We start from the raw sequence: 18,150 nt of genomic DNA, 5'->3' as shown, positions 1-18,150 counted from the left end.
ACAATTAACCAAATTATCCACTATTCCAACTTCCAATTTCACAGGAACAAATCATGAGTGAAAATTTGTTAACCCTGACCATAGACGGCCACGAAGTCAAAGCCTCCGCCGATTCGTCAATCATCCAAGCCTATGCACGTTCGGGCAATGCAATTACTGCCAACGTCGGCTGCATGGGTCAAGGCGTATGCGGTTCCTGCCGCTGCATGATTCGTAAAGACGGCGAGCGCGAAGTAACGACTGCGTTGGCGTGCGAGACCAAAGTCGAGGAAGGCATGCAGGTCAGCTTCTTGGACTACTTTATTCCTGAGCATATCCAATATTACAACGTGAGCGAGATTGGCGACGGCTGGAACTGGTTGGACGATACCGCCAAAGCCTTCCCCGAAGCGCAAAACTGTCGTCATTGCGGCGGCTGTAATCGCGCCTGTCCTAAAGGTTTGCAAGTGGAAAACGGCGTAGCGCAGGTAGTTTCCGGCGATTTCGGCGCGGCTGCGCTGACCTTCGACCAATGCGTGATGTGCAACCTCTGCACCCTTTCCTGCCCCGAACACATCCGTCCGAACCACTTGGGCCTGTTCGCCCGCCGCATGAAAGCGGCGCGTACATTGCGTCCGGTGGATTTGATGCGCCGCCTGCGCGAAATCGACAGCGGCAAAATGAAAGTCGAATTTGAAGAGGAGTCAGTGTGATGGCTAACAAAATCCAAGGCATAGACTACGAAACCGCCCTTGCCAATCTGCGTGCGTCCTCATTGGAACTGCGTGGCGATTTACCTGAAAAAAACGAATTGCTGAGCCAGTTTCACCCCGACTATCAAGCCGATGCGCGTGTGAAACTGCCTATCGGCCCGAACCAAGGCGATTACTGCCACCCTGACCTGGCCAAACTCTTAATCAGTCAGCCTCTGATTGACGACTATGATTTGTCTGGTGCAGAACACCTGAACACCGACGTCTTGGTGATCGGCGGCGGCGGTGCAGGTGCGGCGGCGGCATTGTCTGCGACTGAAGCCGGCGCACGCGTCATCATGGCAAACAAGCTGCGTATCGGCGACAGCAATACCGTGATGGCCGAAGGCGGCATTCAGGCGGCAGTCGGCGCGGAAGACAGCCTGCAGCAACACTTTGACGACACCATCAAAGGCGGCCACAACGCAGGCAAAAAAGAATTGGTGGCGCAAATGGTTACCGACGCGCCGTCAGCCATCCGCTGGCTGATTGGCTTGGGCATGACTTTCGATCTTGCCAAAGGCGCGGACAGCAACGGCATGCTGAGTCGCAAACGTGCAGGCGGTACAACCGTGCCGCGTATTTTGAGCTACCGCGACTTTACCGGCCTCGAAATGATGCGCGTACTGCGCGAAGCGGTCGAACTCGACGAAAACATCACTCAGCTCAACCGCCACCCCGCCATCGAATTATTATCAGACGAACACGGCCGCTGCGTCGGCGCGATTTTGTACGATTTGGAAAAACGCTCTTTGGTATTGGTTCACGCCAAAGCCGTGGTATTGGCAACCGGCGGCAGCGGACGCCTGCATTTGCAAGGTTTTGCCACTTCCAACCACTATGGCGCGACTGCAGACGGCCTGGTAATGGCTTACCGCATCGGTGCCAAACTGCGCGATGTCGATTCTTTCCAATACCACCCGACCGGCGTTGCCCACCCTCCTCACTTGGCAGGCGCGCTGATTTCTGAAGCAGTGCGCTCTGCAGGTACCAAGCTGGTCAATGGCTTGGGCGAGCGTTTCGTTGACGAATTGCAGCCGCGCGACGTCGTTGCCGCCGCGATTCTGCGCGAATGTCGCGAAGGCCGCGGCGTGGTGCGCGACGGTCAAGTCGGCGTGTTCCTCGACACCCCGCGCCTGATTGCCAACGACCCCGATGTATTGAACCGTTTGGTAACACTCGGCCACGTCGCCCACAAATGCGGCATCGACCCTGCTGTTGAGCCGATGATGATTCATCCGACCCTTCACTATCAAAACGGCGGCATCGAAATCAACGGCGACGGCGCGACTTGCGTGGAAGGCCTCTATTGCGCCGGCGAAGTAACCGGCGGTATCCACGGCCGCAACCGCCTGATGGGCAACGCACTTCTGGACATCATCAGCTTCGGCCGCCGTGCCGGTAAAGCCGCGGCAAATTGCGGCCTGCCGCTGAAAAAAGTACGCGGCGGTGTCGGCCACGTCCACGACCTGCAACGCGAAATGACCCGCGCCGGTCTGACCAGCGACATCAAAGCCCCCGTTTTATATCCCGACTACGGCAAATTCGATTTGCGCGAACATGCCGGTTTGCAGGAGCAACAATCATGAATCAAGCCAATCAAAACTTACTGCACCCTTCCCGCCAAGTCGGCGCAGATTTAGCCGCATGGCGTAAAGTTGGCGGCGGCGAAGGCCTGTTGGCGGCGCTTGCCGATCCTCAAAGCATTGTTTCCAAACTGCAAGAAGCCAATCTTTGCGGTATGGGTGGCGCAGGTTTCCCGACCTGGCGCAAATGGGAGGCTGCCGTTGCCGCCCAAAGCAAAAATGGCGACAAATACGTCGTCTGCAATGCCAACGAAGACGAACCGGGTACATTCAAAGACCGCGTTTTGCTGGCAAAAACACCGCACCAAGTTATCGAAGGCGTCCTGATTGCCGCTGTTGCCTGCCGCGCCAACAAAGCGATTTTGTACATCAACCCGCATCAAACCGAATCCATCGCTTCCATCACACCGGCCATCGAGCAATGGAAAAACAGCGATTTGTTTATCCGCATCGAAAACTACTTGGGCAAACCTTTGGATTTGCAGCTGGTTGAAACTTCGGGCCGTTATATCGGCGGCGAAGAAACCGCTGTCATTTCATGGTTGGAAGGCGGTTTCCCCTTCCCTCGCCGCAAACCGCCTTTCCCTGCCGAAAGCGGTGTCAACGGTGAACCGACCCTAATCAACAACACCGAAACCTTCGCCAATATTCCGCAAATCCTTGCCAAAGGCGCGGAATGGTACAAATCGCTGGGTTTGGGCGATGCCGCAGGTACGAAACTCTACTCGCTCTCCGGCGACGTATTGAACCCGGGCCTGTACGAGCTGCCAATGGGTACAACGCTGAAATCACTGATTTTCGATCACGGCGGCGGTATGCTTGAAGGCCGCACGTTTAAAGCCGTCTTCACTGGCGGTCCGTCAAACACGCTTCTGACAGCCAAAGATTTGGATGTGCCATTGGACTTCGTTTCCGTACGCGAACGCAAATCCAGCCTCGGTACGGGTGCGATGATTGTGATTTCCGAAGGCACGAGTGTGGTGCGTAAAGTATCTGAATATGTGGAGTTTTTTGCTGCCAACTCATGCGGACAATGCCCACCGTGCAAGGGTGGCACGTTCCAACTTTCCCGCCTGCTCAACCGCGTGGACACCGGCATCGGTACTCCCGACGACCTGCGCGCCTTGCAAAGCCTGTGCCAACTGCTGCCCCGAAGCGGCCGTTGCGGTTTGATTGACGGCGCGGTAACGGTTCTGCAAAGTTCGCTGCGCACCTTCCCCGAAGAGTACGGCCTGCCGGCAGAACAGGAGTAAATCGGTATTGTTTTCAGACGGCCTGTTACTGTAAAGGCCGTCTGAAAAACCAATACCAAACTCCCTTTCTCTTCTTTCCAAGATGGAAGAGAAACCCAATAAGAAAAATACCTTCCGAACCTACCAACACACGTTCAGAAAAGCTTAAACAACACTCATGCCGTCTGAAAACCGATTTCCCAATACTTCAATCCTCAAATTAGGAGATTCAACATGGGCTTCAAGCCAATTCCTGCGGCGGTTGCGCTCGCGCTGACGCTGATTATCTGGTTCGTCATACCCGTGACGCATGGCACCTTTTGGCGCTGTTCGTCGGCATCATTGCCGGCATCATCGGCAAAGCCATGCCTATCGGTGCCATGGCTATTTTGGGTATTACCTTGGTCGCGCTGACCGGCGTAACTAACGAAAAAGCCGCCGATGCAACCAAAGACGCTTTGAGCAGCCTCAATAACTCACTTATCTGGATGATCGGTATCGCCATCATCATCTCGCGCGGCCTGTTGAAAACCGGCTTGGGTATGCGTATCGGCTACCTGCTTATCTCCCTCTTCGGCAAACGCACGCTGGGCGTAGGTTACAGCTTGGCATTGGCCGACTTGGTCATCGGTCCGGTAACGCCGAGTAATACTGCGCGTGGCGGTGCCATCGTGCATCCGATTATGAAATCCATTGCTTTGAGCTTCGACTCCGACCCAGAAAAAGGGACGGAAGGCAAAATCGGTAAATACCTTTCACTGGTCAACTTCCACTCCAATGTAATTACCTGTCTGATTTTTATCACCGCCACCGCACCTAATCCGCTGGTGGTCGAATTGGTTGCCAAAGCCACCAATGCGCAAATCCAACTCTCTTGGGGTACTTGGTTCTTGGCAATGGTCGTACCCGGCCTGATTGCTATGCTGCTGATGCCGCTGGTGCTGTATTTCCTGTATCCGCCTGAAATCAAACAAACCCCCAACGCCACTGCATTGGCAAAAGAGCATTTGGCTGCCATGGGGCCGATGAAGCGTGAAGAAAAAATCATGCTGGGTATTTTCTTAGTTCTGCTGCTGTTGTGGGCGGGTATTCCTGAAATGCTGTTCGGCGTGAAAGTGGACGCTACCGCCACCACCTTCCTCGGCTTGAGCCTGTGCCTTTTGACCGGCGTACTGACTTGGGACGACGCGCTGAAAGAAAAAAGCGCGTGGGACACCATCGTCTGGTTCGCGGCCTTAGTCATGATGGCAAACTTCCTCAACAAACTGGGCCTCATCAGCTGGTTGTCCGACTCCATGCAAAGCGGTATCGCCCACATGGGTTTGGGTTGGGAAGCCGGTTGCGCCCTGTTGATGCTGGCCTACCTCTACGCCCATTACGTTTTCGCCAGCGGTACGGCACACGTTACCGCCATGTTCGGCGCATTCTACGGCGCAGGCTTGGCCTTGGGCGCACCACCGATGCTGTTTGCCCTGATTATGGCAGCCGCTACCGGCATCATGATGTCGCTGACCCACTACGCCACCGGTTCCGCACCTGTCATTTACGGCTCAAACTACGTCAACATGACCGAATGGTGGAAAGCCGGCTTCATCATGAGCGTGGTCGAAATCCTGATTTTCAGCACTGTCGGCATCTTGTGGTGGAAAGCCTTAGGCTATTGGTAATCCTTTAGCCGATTGAAAAATCAGGCCGCCTGAAACTCCAATTTCAGACGGCCTTTTGTTACAATTTCACTTTTACCGAACACAATCAATTACCGTGAAAATACTCATTCTCGGCAGCGGCCAAGTCGGCTCGACCGTCGCCCAAAACCTCGCCTCCGTTCCCAGCAACGACGTCACTATTATCGACATCGACGAAAAAGCGCTCAACCGCATCAGCAGCCGCCTCGATGTCCAAACCATCGTCGGCAACGGCGCATCGCCCTTTACCCTCGAACAGGCAGGCGCGGCGGACTCCGACCTCCTGCTTGCCCTGACACGCAGCGACGAAACCAACATTGTCGCCTCCAAAATCGCCGCCGACCTATTCAACATCCCCAGCCGCATCGCACGCGTGCGCTCAAGTGAATACCTCGAATATCCGGTTGCCGGCAGCGACAACCCCGAAGAAGGCAGCCTCAACATCTTCGGCATTACCGAAACCATCAGCCCCGAACAACTGGTTACCGAACAACTCGTCGGCCTGCTCAACTACACCAGCTCATTGCAGGTACTCAGTTTTGCCAACGATAAAGTGCGCATGGTGATTGTTCAAGCCCGCAAAGGCGGTTTACTGATCGGCCGTGAAATTGCCGACATTAACCAACACCTGCTCGAAGGCGTGGACTGCCAAATCTGCGCCATCTACCGCAACAACCGCCTGATCGTCCCCACCCCGCAAACCGTCATCATCGAAGGCGATGAAGTCCTGTTTGCCGCCGACATCAACAGCGTTGAAGCCATCATGCGCGAATTGCGTCCGAAAGAAGCGCGTACCCGCCGCATCATGATCGCCGGCGGCGGCAACATCGGCTACCGCCTCGCCAAGCAGCTCGAATCCAAATACGACATCAAAATCATCGAATACAAACCCCACCGTGCCGAATGGCTGGCCGAAAATCTGGACAACACCCTCGTCCTGCAAGGTTCCGCTACTGATGAAACCCTGCTGGACGAAGAATACATCGACGAAATCGACGTCTTCTGCGCGCTGACCAACGACGACGAAAACAACATCATGTCCAGCCTGTTGGCGAAAAACCTTGGTGCCAAACGCGTAATCACCATCGTCAACCGCTCAAGTTACGTCGATTTGCTCGAAGGCAACAAAATCGATATTGTTGTTTCCCCCCATCTGATTACCATCGGCTCCATCCTCGCCCACATCCGCCGAGGCGACATCGTTGCCGTCCACCCTCTGCGCCGCGGCACGGCCGAAGCCATCGAAGTGGTGGTACATGGCGACAAAAACACTTCCGCCATCGTCGGCCGCCGCATCAGCGGCATCAAATGGCCGAGCGACTGCTACATCGCCGCCATCGTCCGCGGCGCAACCGGCGAAGTCATCATGGGACACCACACCGAAACCATCCTCCAAGACGGCGACCACATTATCTTCTTCGTCTCACGCCGCCGCGTCCTGCCGGAGTTGGAAAAACTCATTCAAGTCAAAATGGGCTTTTTCGGTTAAGCTCAAAATCCGTTTGCTTGAAGCCATAAAAAGGCCGTCTGAAAACCTTTTCAGACGGCCTTTATTCTTGTTTCATTTACGCTTTGGCAACACTGTTTTTACGGCCAAACCAAACGAAACCAATCACGCCCAATACAATCATCGGCACGCTCAACCATTGACCCATGGATAAGCCCAAAGTCAATAGGCCGAGATAGTCGTCAGGCTGACGGGCAAATTCGGCGATGAAGCGGAACAATCCGTAACCGCCCAAGAACAATGCTGCCGTTTGTCCGGCCGGACGTGGTTTTTTCGAGAAAATCCAAACAATGACAAACAAGCAAATGCCTTCAAGGGCAAACTGGTAAAGTTGAGATGGATGGCGCGGCAGCATGCCGTATTGTTGCAGCCATTCTGCCCACAAAGGATTATGCGCCGCGGCTTCCGCATCTTCGTAACGCGCTTGCGGGAAACCCATTGCCCAGAAAGCATTGAGTTCGGTCACGCGTCCCCAAAGTTCGCCGTTGATAAAGTTGCCGATACGGCCGGAAGCCAAGCCCAGCGGTACGAGTGGCGCAACGGTATCCATCAGCTTCAAGATACTGATGTTGTGCTTGCGACCAAACAGCCACATGGCAACGACCACGCCCAAGAAGCCGCCGTGAAACGACATGCCGCCTTCCCACACTTTGAAAATATCCAACGGGTTGGCCAAATAGTCGGAAAATTTATAAAACAAAACGTAGCCGATACGGCCGCCCAAGATGACGCCCAAGATACCCCAAGTCAGGAAATCGTCGAGTGTTTCTTTGGTAAACACAGAATTGCCCTGCGCGATACGGCGGCGGCCCAAAATCGTAAACAGGATAAAGCCGACAATATAGCTCAAGGCATACCAGCGGATGGCAAGCGGGCCGATGCTGATCAGCACCGGATCAAACTGGGGATGTATCATCATAATGTGTGTTCCTTATCTCAAAGGCCGTCTGAAAGCCTGAACTTTCAGACGGCCTGTATGCAGTGTCAGACGGTTTAACGCAAATCGCCAACCACATTCAAAATAGCAGACAACATGGCCTCGCCCAAGCGCAGCGAGCGTTGGCCGTTCCAGCCGAAATCATCGTCCGGCAGGTTGGCATTGTCTTTAAACGGCATTTCCAAAGTATAGGCAAGGCAGTTGAAATGATTGCCGACCCAGTTGGTCGCCAAAGTCATATTTGCCTGACCCGGCGCATCTTTGTCATAGCCGTAATCGTCTTGGAAATCTGGGCTGGCATTGAGCAACGCGAGTTTGAATTGGTCTTCCAAGGCTTCGATGCGCTCGTTGTAGTTCGGCACGCCTTCGGTACCGGCCACAAAGACAAACGGCAGACCTTCATCGCCGTGAATATCCAAGAACAAATCCACGCCGGTTTCCATCATTTTTTCACGGACGGTAAAGACTTCGGGGCTTCGCTCCAAAGTCGGGTTTTCCCATTCGCGGTTGAGGTTGGCGCCGGCGGCATTGGTGCGCAGATTACCCAAAACCGAACCGTCCGGATTCATATTCGGCACAATGTAGAAAGTCGCACGGTCAAGCAGCATACGCGCGGTCGGATCTTGCGGATCAAGCAAACGGCCCAGCAAACCTTCGACAAACCATTCCGCCATGGTTTCGCCCGGATGTTGACGGGCGATAATCCAGACTTTCATGTCGCTTTCGACTTGGTTGCCGATGGTCAAAAGATTGATGTCGCGGCCTTGAACAGTGCTGCCCAAGTCGTCGATACGGCACAAACCGCTGCCCTGCGCATCGCCCAAAAGGTTCAAATGCTGCTCGTTGGAATAAGGCTCGAAATAAGCGTAGTAAACGCTGTTGGACAAAGGCGTATGGTTGATGGTCAACACGCCGTTTTCGTAGCTGGTCGGCACGCGGAACCAATTTTGACGGTCGTAAGAAGCGCAAGCCTGATAGTCCTCCCAGCCCAAAGGATACGCAGCGTCCGCCGCATTTTCAAAATGCATCACGCAGTTTTGATAGGCCGCACCCTGCAAACGGAAGTAAAACCATTGGGCAAACTCCGAAGCATTGTCGGGACGCAGGGCGAGGCGGATATCGGCAGGGTTGCTCAAGTCTTTGACAACGACCGAACCGGCATCGAATTGGGTGCTGATTTTCATCATGGGTATCCTTAGTAATCGGCGAAGAGGCCGAAGCAAACCGTCATTTTACCGTTTGCATGAGGCTGGTTTCAACCATTTAACTGATTTAACAGGATTTCAAGCGCTTGGAAATATTGTTTCAGACGGCCTTTGGGATTAAGATAAAGGCCGAAATCATGAAACAAGGTTGAAACCATGACTCAGCAACAATCTGTCTCCTCTGCGATCAAAGCACGCGTCCTTGCCGAATCTTTACCTTATATCCGCCGTTTTTCCGGCTCTATCATCGTCATCAAATACGGCGGCAACGCCATGACCGAGTCGGCCTTAAAAGAGGGCTTCGCACGCGATGTCGTCCTGCTCAAACTGATCGGCCTGCATCCCGTCATCGTTCACGGCGGCGGCCCGCAAATCAATGAAATGCTGGAAAAAGTCGGCAAAAAAGGAGAATTTGTTCAAGGCATGCGCGTCACCGACAGCGAAACCATGGACATCGTAGAAATGGTTTTGGGCGGACACGTCAATAAAGAAATCGTTTCCATGATTACCTCCTTCGGTGGTCGCGCCGTCGGCATTACCGGCCGGGACAACCACTTCATCAAAGCGGAAAAACTCCTGATCGACACGCCCGAGCAAAAAGGCGTGGACATCGGCCAAGTCGGCACCGTGGCCGACATCGATACCCGTTTGGTGGAAGGCTTGGTCGAGCGCGGCTGCATTCCGGTCATCGCACCCATCGGCGTAGGGCAAAACGGCGAAGCGTTCAACATCAATGCCGACTTGGTTGCCGGCAAACTGGCGGAAAAACTTCAAGCCGAAAAACTGCTGATGATGACCAACATCCCCGGCGTACTGGATAAAGAAGGCAAATTATTGACCACCCTGACGCCAAGCCGCATTGACGAACTGATTGAAGACGGCACGCTGTACGGCGGCATGCTGCCTAAAATTGCCTCCGCCGTCGAAGCCGCCAAAAGCGGCGTCAAAGCCACACACATCATAGACGGCCGCGTTCCCAACGCCCTGCTCTTGGAAGTGCTGACCGATGACGGCGTAGGTTCGATGATTTTAGGCGAAGGCTAATCTGGTTTTCAGACGGCATTATGCCTGATTTAATCAGCTTTTCACCCTAAAAAGGGTAAAAAATGTTACACTATACAGCTTATGTTTGTTTGACCGATGTTGACGTGAAACAAACTTACAGTCGGTTTCATACCGACGTCGATGCCATGCCCGGCAAAGACGGTATAATGTCCGCATTTATCAGACTTCGGCAATCATCCTCAAGGCCGTCTGAAGCGTAACAAAGCTACTTTTCTTTTACCATCCTATTTGGAGATATTCATGAGCGCAATCGTTGATATTTTTGCACGCGAAATCTTAGACTCTCGCGGCAACCCTACTGTAGAGTGTGACGTATTGTTGGAATCCGGCGTCATGGGCCGTGCAGCCGTACCAAGCGGCGCATCAACCGGTCAAAAAGAAGCTTTGGAACTGCGTGACGGCGACAAATCCCGTTACTTGGGCAAAGGCGTATTGAAAGCCGTTGACCACGTTAACAACCAAATCGCGCAAGCCCTCATCGGCATCGATGCCAGCGAGCAATCTTATATCGACCAAATCATGATCGAATTGGACGGTACTGAAAACAAAGGCAACTTGGGTGCCAATGCCACTTTGGCCGTTTCTATGGCCGTAGCACGTGCGGCCGCTGAAGATGCAGGCCTGCCGCTGTACCGTTACTTGGGCGGCGCAGGCCCAATGGCTCTGCCGGTTCCGATGATGAACGTAATCAACGGCGGCGAACACGCCAACAACAGCCTGAACATCCAAGAATTCATGATCATGCCTGTCGGCGCAAAATCTTTCCGCGAAGCCCTGCGTTGCGGTGCCGAAATTTTCCACGCACTGAAAAAACTGTGCGATAGCAAAGGCTTCCCAACTACCGTTGGCGACGAAGGCGGTTTCGCACCCAACCTGAACAGCCACAAAGAAGCCCTGCAATTGATGGTGGAAGCCACCGAAGCCGCCGGCTACAAAGCAGGCGAAGACGTATTGTTTGCCCTGGACTGCGCATCCAGCGAGTTCTACAAAGACGGCCAATACCACCTGGAAGCAGAAGGCCGCTCCTACACCAGCGCAGAATTTGCCGAATACCTGGAAGGCCTGGTTAACGAATTCCCAATCATTTCCATCGAAGACGGCATGGACGAAAACGACTGGGAAGGCTGGAAACTGCTGACCGAAAAATTGGGCAAAAAAGTTCAATTGGTCGGCGACGACTTGTTCGTAACCAATCCAAAAATCTTGGCCGAAGGCATCGAAAAAGGCGTGGCAAACGCATTGCTGGTTAAAGTCAACCAAATCGGTACATTGAGCGAAACCCTGCAAGCCGTCGACTTGGCCAAACGCAACCGCTACGCCAGCGTAATGAGCCACCGTTCCGGCGAAACCGAAGACAGCACCATTGCCGACTTGGCAGTTGCCACCAACTGTATGCAAATCAAAACCGGCTCCCTGTCCCGCTCCGACCGCATGGCGAAATACAACCAATTGCTGCGCATTGAAGAAGAATTGGCCGAAGCCGCCTACTACCCCGGCAAAGCCGCATTCTACCAACTGGGCAAATAAGCAAAATATAGGATATTGATTGTATGAAGTGGGTGACTTTTGTTTTAACCTTCGCACTGTTGTGCTGTCAGTACAGCCTTTGGTTTGGCAAAGGCAGCGTCGGGCATACGGAAGAATTGCAGGAGCAGCTCGTCCGTCAGGAGGAAAAAAACCAAACGCTCACTTTACGCAACAATTTCCTCAATGCGGAAGTTGAAGACTTGGCACACGGACAAGAGGCCATCGCCGAAATTGCCCGCGTCGAATTGGGTTATGTCCAAGACGGCGAAGTGTATTACCGAATCATCGACCGCCGCTAAACCCTATCAAACAAAGGCCGTCTGAAAACACACTTTTCAGACGGCCTTTTTTATCGCAATCGCTATATAATCACATATCCCAAAATCAAATTACACCCATCATGTATGACGTAAACACCCACGATGTCCGCCAATTTTTTGCCCACGTCTGGCAACACAGGCTCGCACCGCTCCAATTGGACGGCCTGCAACAAAAAGCTTTGCGCATTATCGAAGCCCATCCCGAATACGGACACTATCTCGAAGACATCGAGCAATATTTAGATAAAGAATGGCTGCCCGAAGACGGCGAAAGCAATCCATTCCTACATATGTCGCTACACCTTTCCCTGCAAGAGCAAAGCGCCATCGATCAACCGCCGGGCATCCGTGCCATCCACCAACAACTTTGCGCCCGTTACAACGGCGACTGGGTCAAAGCTGAACACGATATGATGGAAGCCTTGGCAGAAACCATCTGGGAAGCGCAACGCTACGGACGGGGCCTTGACGTCAATGCCTACATGACCCGCTTGCGGAAATTGGTCGGCTTAGGCCAAGAAGAAAACGCCCGCCTCAATCCCCACGAGGTCAGCCTGATGGATACAAAGTAACTTCTTTTCAGACGGCCTCATCCCATACAAGTCCTTACGCTTGCCAAAGCCAACGTTTTCATCTTTCATGCTAAATTACTTTTTTGAAATCCCCTTATAAGGAAACCAAAATGCTCCGTCCATCCCTTATTGCCCTACTGCTAGCCGCCTCCCTGCCCGTAGCAGCAGAAAGCCTCAACTACAACATCGTTGAATTTTCCGAATCCGCGAATATGGAAGTACCGCGAGATACCATGACCGCGTATTTCAGCGTCAATGCAGAAGGCAAAGACCGTCAAGCCGTCAACCAAGCTTTCATGAAGAAATTCAACCAGTTCAACAAAATCTCCCAAAACAGCAAATTTAAAGCCGAGCTGATGGAACGCAACGCCTCCCCACGCTATCAATACACCAACGGCAAACGTACCCAAACCGGCTGGGAAGAACACGCCTACTTCAAAGTAGAAAGCAAAGACTTTGAAGCACTCAACCGCCTGATTGCCGACAGCATCAATATCGCCGTTTTGGAAAACGCCTCATTTTCCGTATCCAAAGAAAAACGCGAAGAAACCGTCGACCAACTGAGCAAAGCCGTCATCCTGCGCTTCAAAGACCGCGCCCAAAACCTCGCCCAAACGCTCGGCTTCTCCAGCTACAAAATCGTCAAACTCAACCTGGGCCACATCGGCAACCGCCAAGTCGGCGGCGACTTTGCACACGCCAAAATGCTGCGTGCAATCCCCGCCGCAGAAGTGGCTGCAGGAATAGAAGATGGCGTACCGGCTTCTCCGGGTTCGGAAGAAATCAGCCTGACCGTCAACGGCTCGGTGCAAATGTAGGATTTTCTTTTAAATCATTTTAAAGGCCGTCTGAAAGTATATTTTCAGACGGCCTTTTGTATTGCTCAATGATTAAAAGGGAATATCGTCGTCGATATCTTCAACCGGAGCGGTCGGTTGTGCCGGTGCAGGACGACGGGCCGGGGCTGCCGGGGGTTCTTGCGCCGGGGCAGATTGGTATTGCTGTTGAGGCGCTTGTTGGTAACTGCTTTGGCTTGAATGACCGCCTTGGTTGTAGCCGTCATCGTATGGTGCGCCGCCGCTGTTGTCGTTGCGGCTGCCGAGCATTTTCATCTCATTGGCGATGATGTCGTAAGCGGTGCGTTCGATACCGTCTTTGCCTTGGTATTTACGGCTTTGGATGCGGCCTTCCAAATACACTTGGCTGCCTTTACGCAGGTATTGGCCGGCGATTTCGGCGAGTTTGCGGTACATGGTGATGTTGTGCCATTCGGTACGTTCTACGCGTTGGCCGTTGCGGTCATTCCAAGTTTCGCTGGTGGCAACGCTGAAGTTACAGACGGCCTCGCCGTTGGGCATATAGCGGACTTCCGGGTCGCGGCCGAGACGGCCGATGAGGATAACTTTATTCAATGACATTTTACACTCCTGTGATGATTTTTTCGGCGGCCTCTTGGTCAAATCCTTTTTGCAAGGCCTTGATATAAATAGTTTGTTTGTCTGCGCTGAAGCTGATGCTTTCGACGCCTTCAATTTCGGTCAGTTTTTGGTAGAGCAAATCCGGATTTTGTTGCCATTCGGCGTTAAGCGGATAGCTGAGGTTTTTGACGGGTTTCGGTGCCGGTAAGATGAGTGCCAATACCAGCCACAGCAACATCAATACGCTACAAAAGGTAAAAACGCCTGAAAACCCATATTTTTGGAACAATAAGCCGCCGGTCGCGCCGCCGACAAACAAGCCGACTGACTGTAATGTGTTATACACGCCCATCGCCGTTCCTTTCAAATCGGACGGGGCGATTTTCGATACCATAGACGGCAGGCTGGCTTCCAATACATTGAAACCAATAAAATAAACAATCAAATAGGCGGTAATCAACCATATCGAGTGCATGCCAAACAGCAAGCCGATTTGCGCCGCCGTGATGCAAACGATACCGAGGATAAACACTTGCTTGAGTTTGTTGCGCGTTTCGCCGACGATAATCAGCGGCACCATAATAATCAGGCCGGTAATGGTTGACGGCAGATAGACTTGCCAGTGATGGATTTTTTCCAAACCCAACTGCGTCATGGCAAACGGCAATGCGGTAAATAATGCCATTTGCGCCGCATGCAAGGCAAAAATACCGAAGTCGAGATTGAGCAGTTGGCGGTTTTTCAATACCTCGCCCATACGTGAAGGCTGCGCCTGCGTGTCTTCGTGCATTTTTGACACTTCCGGATCAGGCGTCATCCAGGCAACCACGCCGATACTGATTACAGTCAGAATACCGGTCAGCGCAAACAGGCCGGATACACCAATAAAGCTGGCAATCATCGGCGCCAGCACTAGGCTGACGGAGAAGGTCAAGCCGATACTCAGGCCGATCATCGCCATCGCACGCGTCCGCACTTCGTTACGGGTCAAATCCGCCAGCAAAGCCGTTACCGCCGCACTGACTGCACCCGCGCCTTGAATGGCACGCGCGGCAACCAACATCTGCAGGCTGTCGGCAACTGCAGCCCAAAAACTACCTGCCGCAAACACAATCAAGCCGGCATAAATCACTTTTTTACGGCCGAACTTGTCGGAAGCCATTCCCAAAGGCAGTTGCAGCAAAGCTTGTGTCAGCCCGTAAATACCCATCGCCATACCGACCAGCGCTTTATTGTTTTCTGCGCCGGGCAACGAAGCGGCATACATTGCCAAAACAGGCAACACCAAAAACATCCCCAACATACGCAGTGCGTAAACGCCGGAAAGTGTGGTACTGGCACGCCACTCGTGCGGAAACATTTGAATGCGGTTATCTCTTGCCATAAATAATGTTTCAGACGGCCTTAAGTTTGCAAAAGGCCGTCTGAAAGTGTGAATTAACAGATTCTCTGATTATACAGGATTCAAAGGAATTGCATGGGGTCAAATCGCAAGCCGTTTATCGCAAACCTGCTTCATCGGTATAAAACGGTTACAACAAAAAACAACGTCACGCGACATCTGCCCTATCCCATTTATCCCGAATCAACCCCACTGCCATCTATTTCGCCACGCGCCTAACACGGCATTCGGATATTTGTTACTGCCCAAGCTGCCGTTAAACCTTGCCAAAGCGCGGACAATATTGCCTTTTTCGATATTGTTGTAATGGCGCAGAATGGTGCAGCCATAGCGCAGATTAGTGCGGATATCGAAAAGGTTGTGCGACGGGTTGCCGATATAGTTTTTCCAAAACGGCATCACCTGCATCAAACCGCGCGCACCCACGCCGCTAATCGCATATTGGCGAAACGCACTTTCCACTTCAATCAAGCCCAAAATCACTTGAGTATTGAGTCCGGCACGACTGCTTTCATATTGAATATTGACCAACAGGCGGCGGCGCTCGCCCTCATCGGGAATAAAGCGTGCCAATCGGGAAGACATCGCCGCCAACCAACGCTCCCCTTCCCTTGCATCGGTAAACACCAGCCGCGCAGGACTGGCGCTATTGATCGAACTGCGCATCACGGACGCCACATCATCGGCCAGCGTTTCTTCACGTTGCGCCCCCGCCCAAGCGGCTGCAGGCGTCAAAAGCATGGCTCCGCCGACTTGCAACAGGCGGCGGCGCGATAAAAATAAGGAATCTTGGTTTTCCGATTTCATGTGTTTCTCTTTTTAGGCCGTCTGAAAAGTTCAGACGGCCTTTGATATATTTGCTTAAAATCAGCATTATAAAATACATCTATGAGCAGAATCAAAGAGCTGTATTCCTTTTATTGTCAAGTGATACCGCCTCAAGTAACATTTAGGTTTTTCTAATCAAGCGGTATTTTTTATGACCACCACTCCCGCCAACGTTTTAGCCTCCGTCGATTTGGGTTCCAACAGTTTCCGCCTGCAAATTTGTGAAAACAACAACGGCCAGCTGAAAGTTATCGACTCCTTCAAACAAATGGTACGCTTTGCCGCCGGCTTGGACGAACAAAAAAACCTGAGCGAAGCCTCTCAAGAACAAGCCTTGGAATGTTTGGCAAAATTTGGCGAACGCCTGCGCGGATTTCAACCTGAAAACGTGCGCGTGGTGGCCACCAACACTTTCCGCGTCGCCAAAAACATCGCCCAATTCCTGCCCCGTGCCGAAGCGGCACTGGGTTTCCCCATCGAAGTCATTGCCGGCCGTGAAGAAGCGCGTCTGATTTACACCGGCGTAGTACATACCCTGCCGCCCAAAGGCGACAAAATGCTGGTTATCGACATTGGCGGCGGTTCAACCGAATTTGTCATCGGCTCGGATTTGCAACCGCTGACCACAGAAAGCCTGCCTTTGGGCTGCGTAACGTACAGCATGCGCTTCTTCCAAAACAAAGTAACCGCCAAAGATTTCCAAGCCGCCGTTTCCGCCGCGCGTATCGAAATCCAGCGCATCAGCAAACTGATGAAGCGCACCGGTTGGGATTTCGCCATCGGCACGTCCGGTTCGGCAAAATCCATACGCGACGTTTTGGCGGCCGAATTGCCGCAGGAAGCCGACATTACCGCCCAAGGCATGCGTTATCTTGCCGATAGGATTATCGAAGCTGGTTCGGTAAAAAAAGCCAAATTTGAAAACCTCAAACCCGAACGCGTCGAAGTTTTTGCGGGCGGGTTGGCCGTGATGATGGCCGCTTTCGACGAACTCTCGCTGACCAAAATGACCGTTACCGAAGCCGCCCTCCGCGACGGCGTGTTCTACGACTTAATCGGCCGCAGCCTCAATGTCGATATGCGCGAGCAGACAACGGCAGAGTTCCAAAAACGCTACCACGTCAGCCTCAACCAAGCCAAACGTGTTGCCGATACCGCGCAAGCCTTCATGAACAGTCTGTGCCACGTCAAAAACGTAACCGTTCAAGAGCTTGCCCTGTGGAACCAATACCTCAGCCGTGCAGGCCGTCTGCATGAAATCGGTTTGGATATCGCCCATACCGGCTATCACAAACACTCCGCCTATATTCTCGAAAACGCCGATATGCCGGGCTTCTCACGCAAAGAGCAAACCATTTTGGCGCAACTGGTTATCGGCCATCGCGGCGACCTCAAGAAAATGGCGGACATTATCGGCGACAACGAAATCATGTGGTGTGCCGTATTGTCCCTACGTCTGGCCGCCCTCTTCTGCCGCTCGCGCCTGCCGCTCGATTTACCGCCGCAAACCCAGCTTCGCATCGATGAAAGTAACCACAGCTTTATCTTGCGCATCAACGCCCAATGGCTGGAGCAACACCCCCTCATCGCCGATGCGCTGGACTACGAAAGCGCGCAATGGCAAAAAATCGATATGCCTTTCTCGGTTCAAGCACAATAAACCGCGCTCCGTTATAATAGGCAGCTGTTCAAAATCCAAGCCGCAGGCCGTCTGAAAACGACAGCCTGCCATACATCAAGGAAAACCATGAGAAAACCCCAACGCGGCTACGCCCGCCAAGACCGTGCCAAAGAACAAATCATGCGCGAACTGGCCGAACTCGTCCGCACCGGCCTGAAAGATCCGCGCGCAGGCTTCATCACCATCAACGAAGTCGAAGTTACCCGCGATTACAGCCACGCGACCGTGTTCTACACCGTCCTCGACGACAGCACACGCGACATCACCGAAGAAGCTTTGGAACACGCCAAAGGCCATTTGCGCAGCGAATTGGCCAAACGCATCAAACTCTTCAAAACGCCTGAGCTGCACTTCAAATACGACGAATCACTCGAACGCGGCATGAGCATTTCCAGCCTGATCGACCAAGTGGCGGCGGAAAAACCGGTTGAAGACTAATTGATTAAAACACACA

General features: G+C 52.9%; 16 protein-coding genes and 1 pseudogene. 12 read left to right on the top strand and 5 right to left on the bottom strand.

The features are described from left to right. The first annotated feature begins 53 nt into the window (after positions 1-53). The 5 genes and pseudogenes from ACTHRY_RS05140 (at position 54) to trkA (ending at position 6,723) form a co-directional block, all read left to right on the top strand. Entirely contained in the window at positions 54-692 is a 639-nt protein-coding gene (locus ACTHRY_RS05140) for a 2Fe-2S iron-sulfur cluster-binding protein (protein ID WP_440374083.1), read from the top strand. Continuing rightward, positions 692-2,320: an FAD-binding protein gene (locus tag ACTHRY_RS05135; RefSeq protein ID WP_070838242.1), complete on the top strand. Its 1,629-nt coding sequence runs from the start codon at positions 692-694 to the stop codon at positions 2,318-2,320. The genes ACTHRY_RS05140 and ACTHRY_RS05135 overlap by 1 nt, the downstream gene beginning before the upstream one ends. After that, positions 2,317-3,570, top strand: a complete 1,254-nt coding sequence (locus tag ACTHRY_RS05130) for a complex I 51 kDa subunit family protein (RefSeq protein WP_003746212.1) — start codon at positions 2,317-2,319, stop codon at positions 3,568-3,570. Before ACTHRY_RS05135 ends, ACTHRY_RS05130 begins: the two co-directional genes overlap by 4 nt. Before the next feature lie 213 nt (positions 3,571-3,783). Beyond that, a pseudogene (locus ACTHRY_RS05125) lies at positions 3,784-5,216 on the top strand (DASS family sodium-coupled anion symporter). Positions 5,217-5,310: 94 nt separating this feature from the next. Further along, entirely contained in the window at positions 5,311-6,723 is a 1,413-nt protein-coding gene (trkA, locus tag ACTHRY_RS05120; RefSeq protein WP_049323440.1) for a Trk system potassium transporter TrkA, read from the top strand. A 76-nt stretch (positions 6,724-6,799) separates the two neighbouring features. On the opposite strand, the gene lgt is transcribed toward trkA, so the two are convergent. Next, positions 6,800-7,660 (bottom strand): prolipoprotein diacylglyceryl transferase, encoded by an 861-nt coding sequence (gene lgt, locus ACTHRY_RS05115; RefSeq protein WP_003746206.1) that lies wholly within the window; start codon positions 7,658-7,660, stop codon positions 6,800-6,802. Positions 7,661-7,734: 74 nt separating this feature from the next. Then, positions 7,735-8,865 carry a M14 family metallopeptidase gene (locus ACTHRY_RS05110; RefSeq protein ID WP_003746205.1) on the bottom strand — a complete coding sequence of 377 codons (1,131 nt, stop codon included), beginning with the start codon at positions 8,863-8,865 and terminating at the stop codon, positions 7,735-7,737. A gap of 174 nt (positions 8,866-9,039) precedes the next feature. Here ACTHRY_RS05110 and argB point away from each other — a divergent pair, with 174 nt between their 5' ends. The 5 genes from argB to ACTHRY_RS05085 all read left to right on the top strand — a co-directional run bounded on the left by argB (position 9,040) and on the right by ACTHRY_RS05085 (position 13,185). After that, positions 9,040-9,927 carry an acetylglutamate kinase gene (gene argB / locus ACTHRY_RS05105; RefSeq protein ID WP_049323441.1) on the top strand — a complete coding sequence of 296 codons (888 nt, stop codon included), beginning with the start codon at positions 9,040-9,042 and terminating at the stop codon, positions 9,925-9,927. A gap of 261 nt (positions 9,928-10,188) precedes the next feature. Next, positions 10,189-11,475, top strand: a complete 1,287-nt coding sequence (gene eno, locus ACTHRY_RS05100; protein ID WP_003746198.1) for a phosphopyruvate hydratase — start codon at positions 10,189-10,191, stop codon at positions 11,473-11,475. Positions 11,476-11,498: 23 nt separating this feature from the next. Next, a complete protein-coding gene (gene ftsB, locus ACTHRY_RS05095; protein ID WP_003679613.1) occupies positions 11,499-11,774 on the top strand; it encodes a cell division protein FtsB in 276 nt (91 codons plus the stop codon). 101 nt (positions 11,775-11,875) lie between these two features. Continuing rightward, positions 11,876-12,367, top strand: a complete 492-nt coding sequence (locus ACTHRY_RS05090) for a DUF1841 family protein (protein WP_049323443.1) — start codon at positions 11,876-11,878, stop codon at positions 12,365-12,367. 110 nt (positions 12,368-12,477) lie between these two features. After that, complete coding sequence (locus ACTHRY_RS05085) at positions 12,478-13,185, top strand: SIMPL domain-containing protein (protein WP_049323445.1); 708 nt, start codon at positions 12,478-12,480, stop codon at positions 13,183-13,185. A gap of 72 nt (positions 13,186-13,257) precedes the next feature. On the opposite strand, the gene ACTHRY_RS05080 is transcribed toward ACTHRY_RS05085, so the two are convergent. From ACTHRY_RS05080 to ACTHRY_RS05070, 3 genes are all read right to left on the bottom strand, one after another. Beyond that, complete coding sequence (locus tag ACTHRY_RS05080) at positions 13,258-13,785, bottom strand: single-stranded DNA-binding protein (protein ID WP_049323447.1); 528 nt, start codon at positions 13,783-13,785, stop codon at positions 13,258-13,260. A 1-nt stretch (position 13,786) separates the two neighbouring features. Then, positions 13,787-15,169, bottom strand: a complete 1,383-nt coding sequence (locus tag ACTHRY_RS05075) for an MFS transporter (RefSeq protein ID WP_049323448.1) — start codon at positions 15,167-15,169, stop codon at positions 13,787-13,789. Positions 15,170-15,370: 201 nt separating this feature from the next. After that, on the bottom strand, positions 15,371-15,994 hold the full coding sequence (locus ACTHRY_RS05070) for a lytic transglycosylase domain-containing protein (RefSeq protein WP_049323449.1): 624 nt from the start codon (positions 15,992-15,994) through the stop codon (positions 15,371-15,373). 172 nt (positions 15,995-16,166) lie between these two features. On the opposite strand from ACTHRY_RS05070, the gene ppx reads away from it, so the two are divergent. Then, positions 16,167-17,675, top strand: a complete 1,509-nt coding sequence (gene ppx, locus ACTHRY_RS05065; RefSeq protein ID WP_049323450.1) for an exopolyphosphatase — start codon at positions 16,167-16,169, stop codon at positions 17,673-17,675. 87 nt (positions 17,676-17,762) lie between these two features. Beyond that, positions 17,763-18,134, top strand: coding sequence for a 30S ribosome-binding factor RbfA (rbfA, locus tag ACTHRY_RS05060; protein ID WP_049323451.1), 372 nt, complete (start codon positions 17,763-17,765; stop codon positions 18,132-18,134). Positions 18,135-18,150 lie beyond the last annotated feature (16 nt).

The sequence above is a fragment of the Neisseria sp. P0004.S004 genome, from assembly GCF_051963335.1.
Lineage (GTDB): Bacteria > Pseudomonadota > Gammaproteobacteria > Burkholderiales > Neisseriaceae > Neisseria.
Note: the sequence above shows the minus strand (reverse complement) of the source record. Positions and strands in the feature narration are given on the sequence as shown.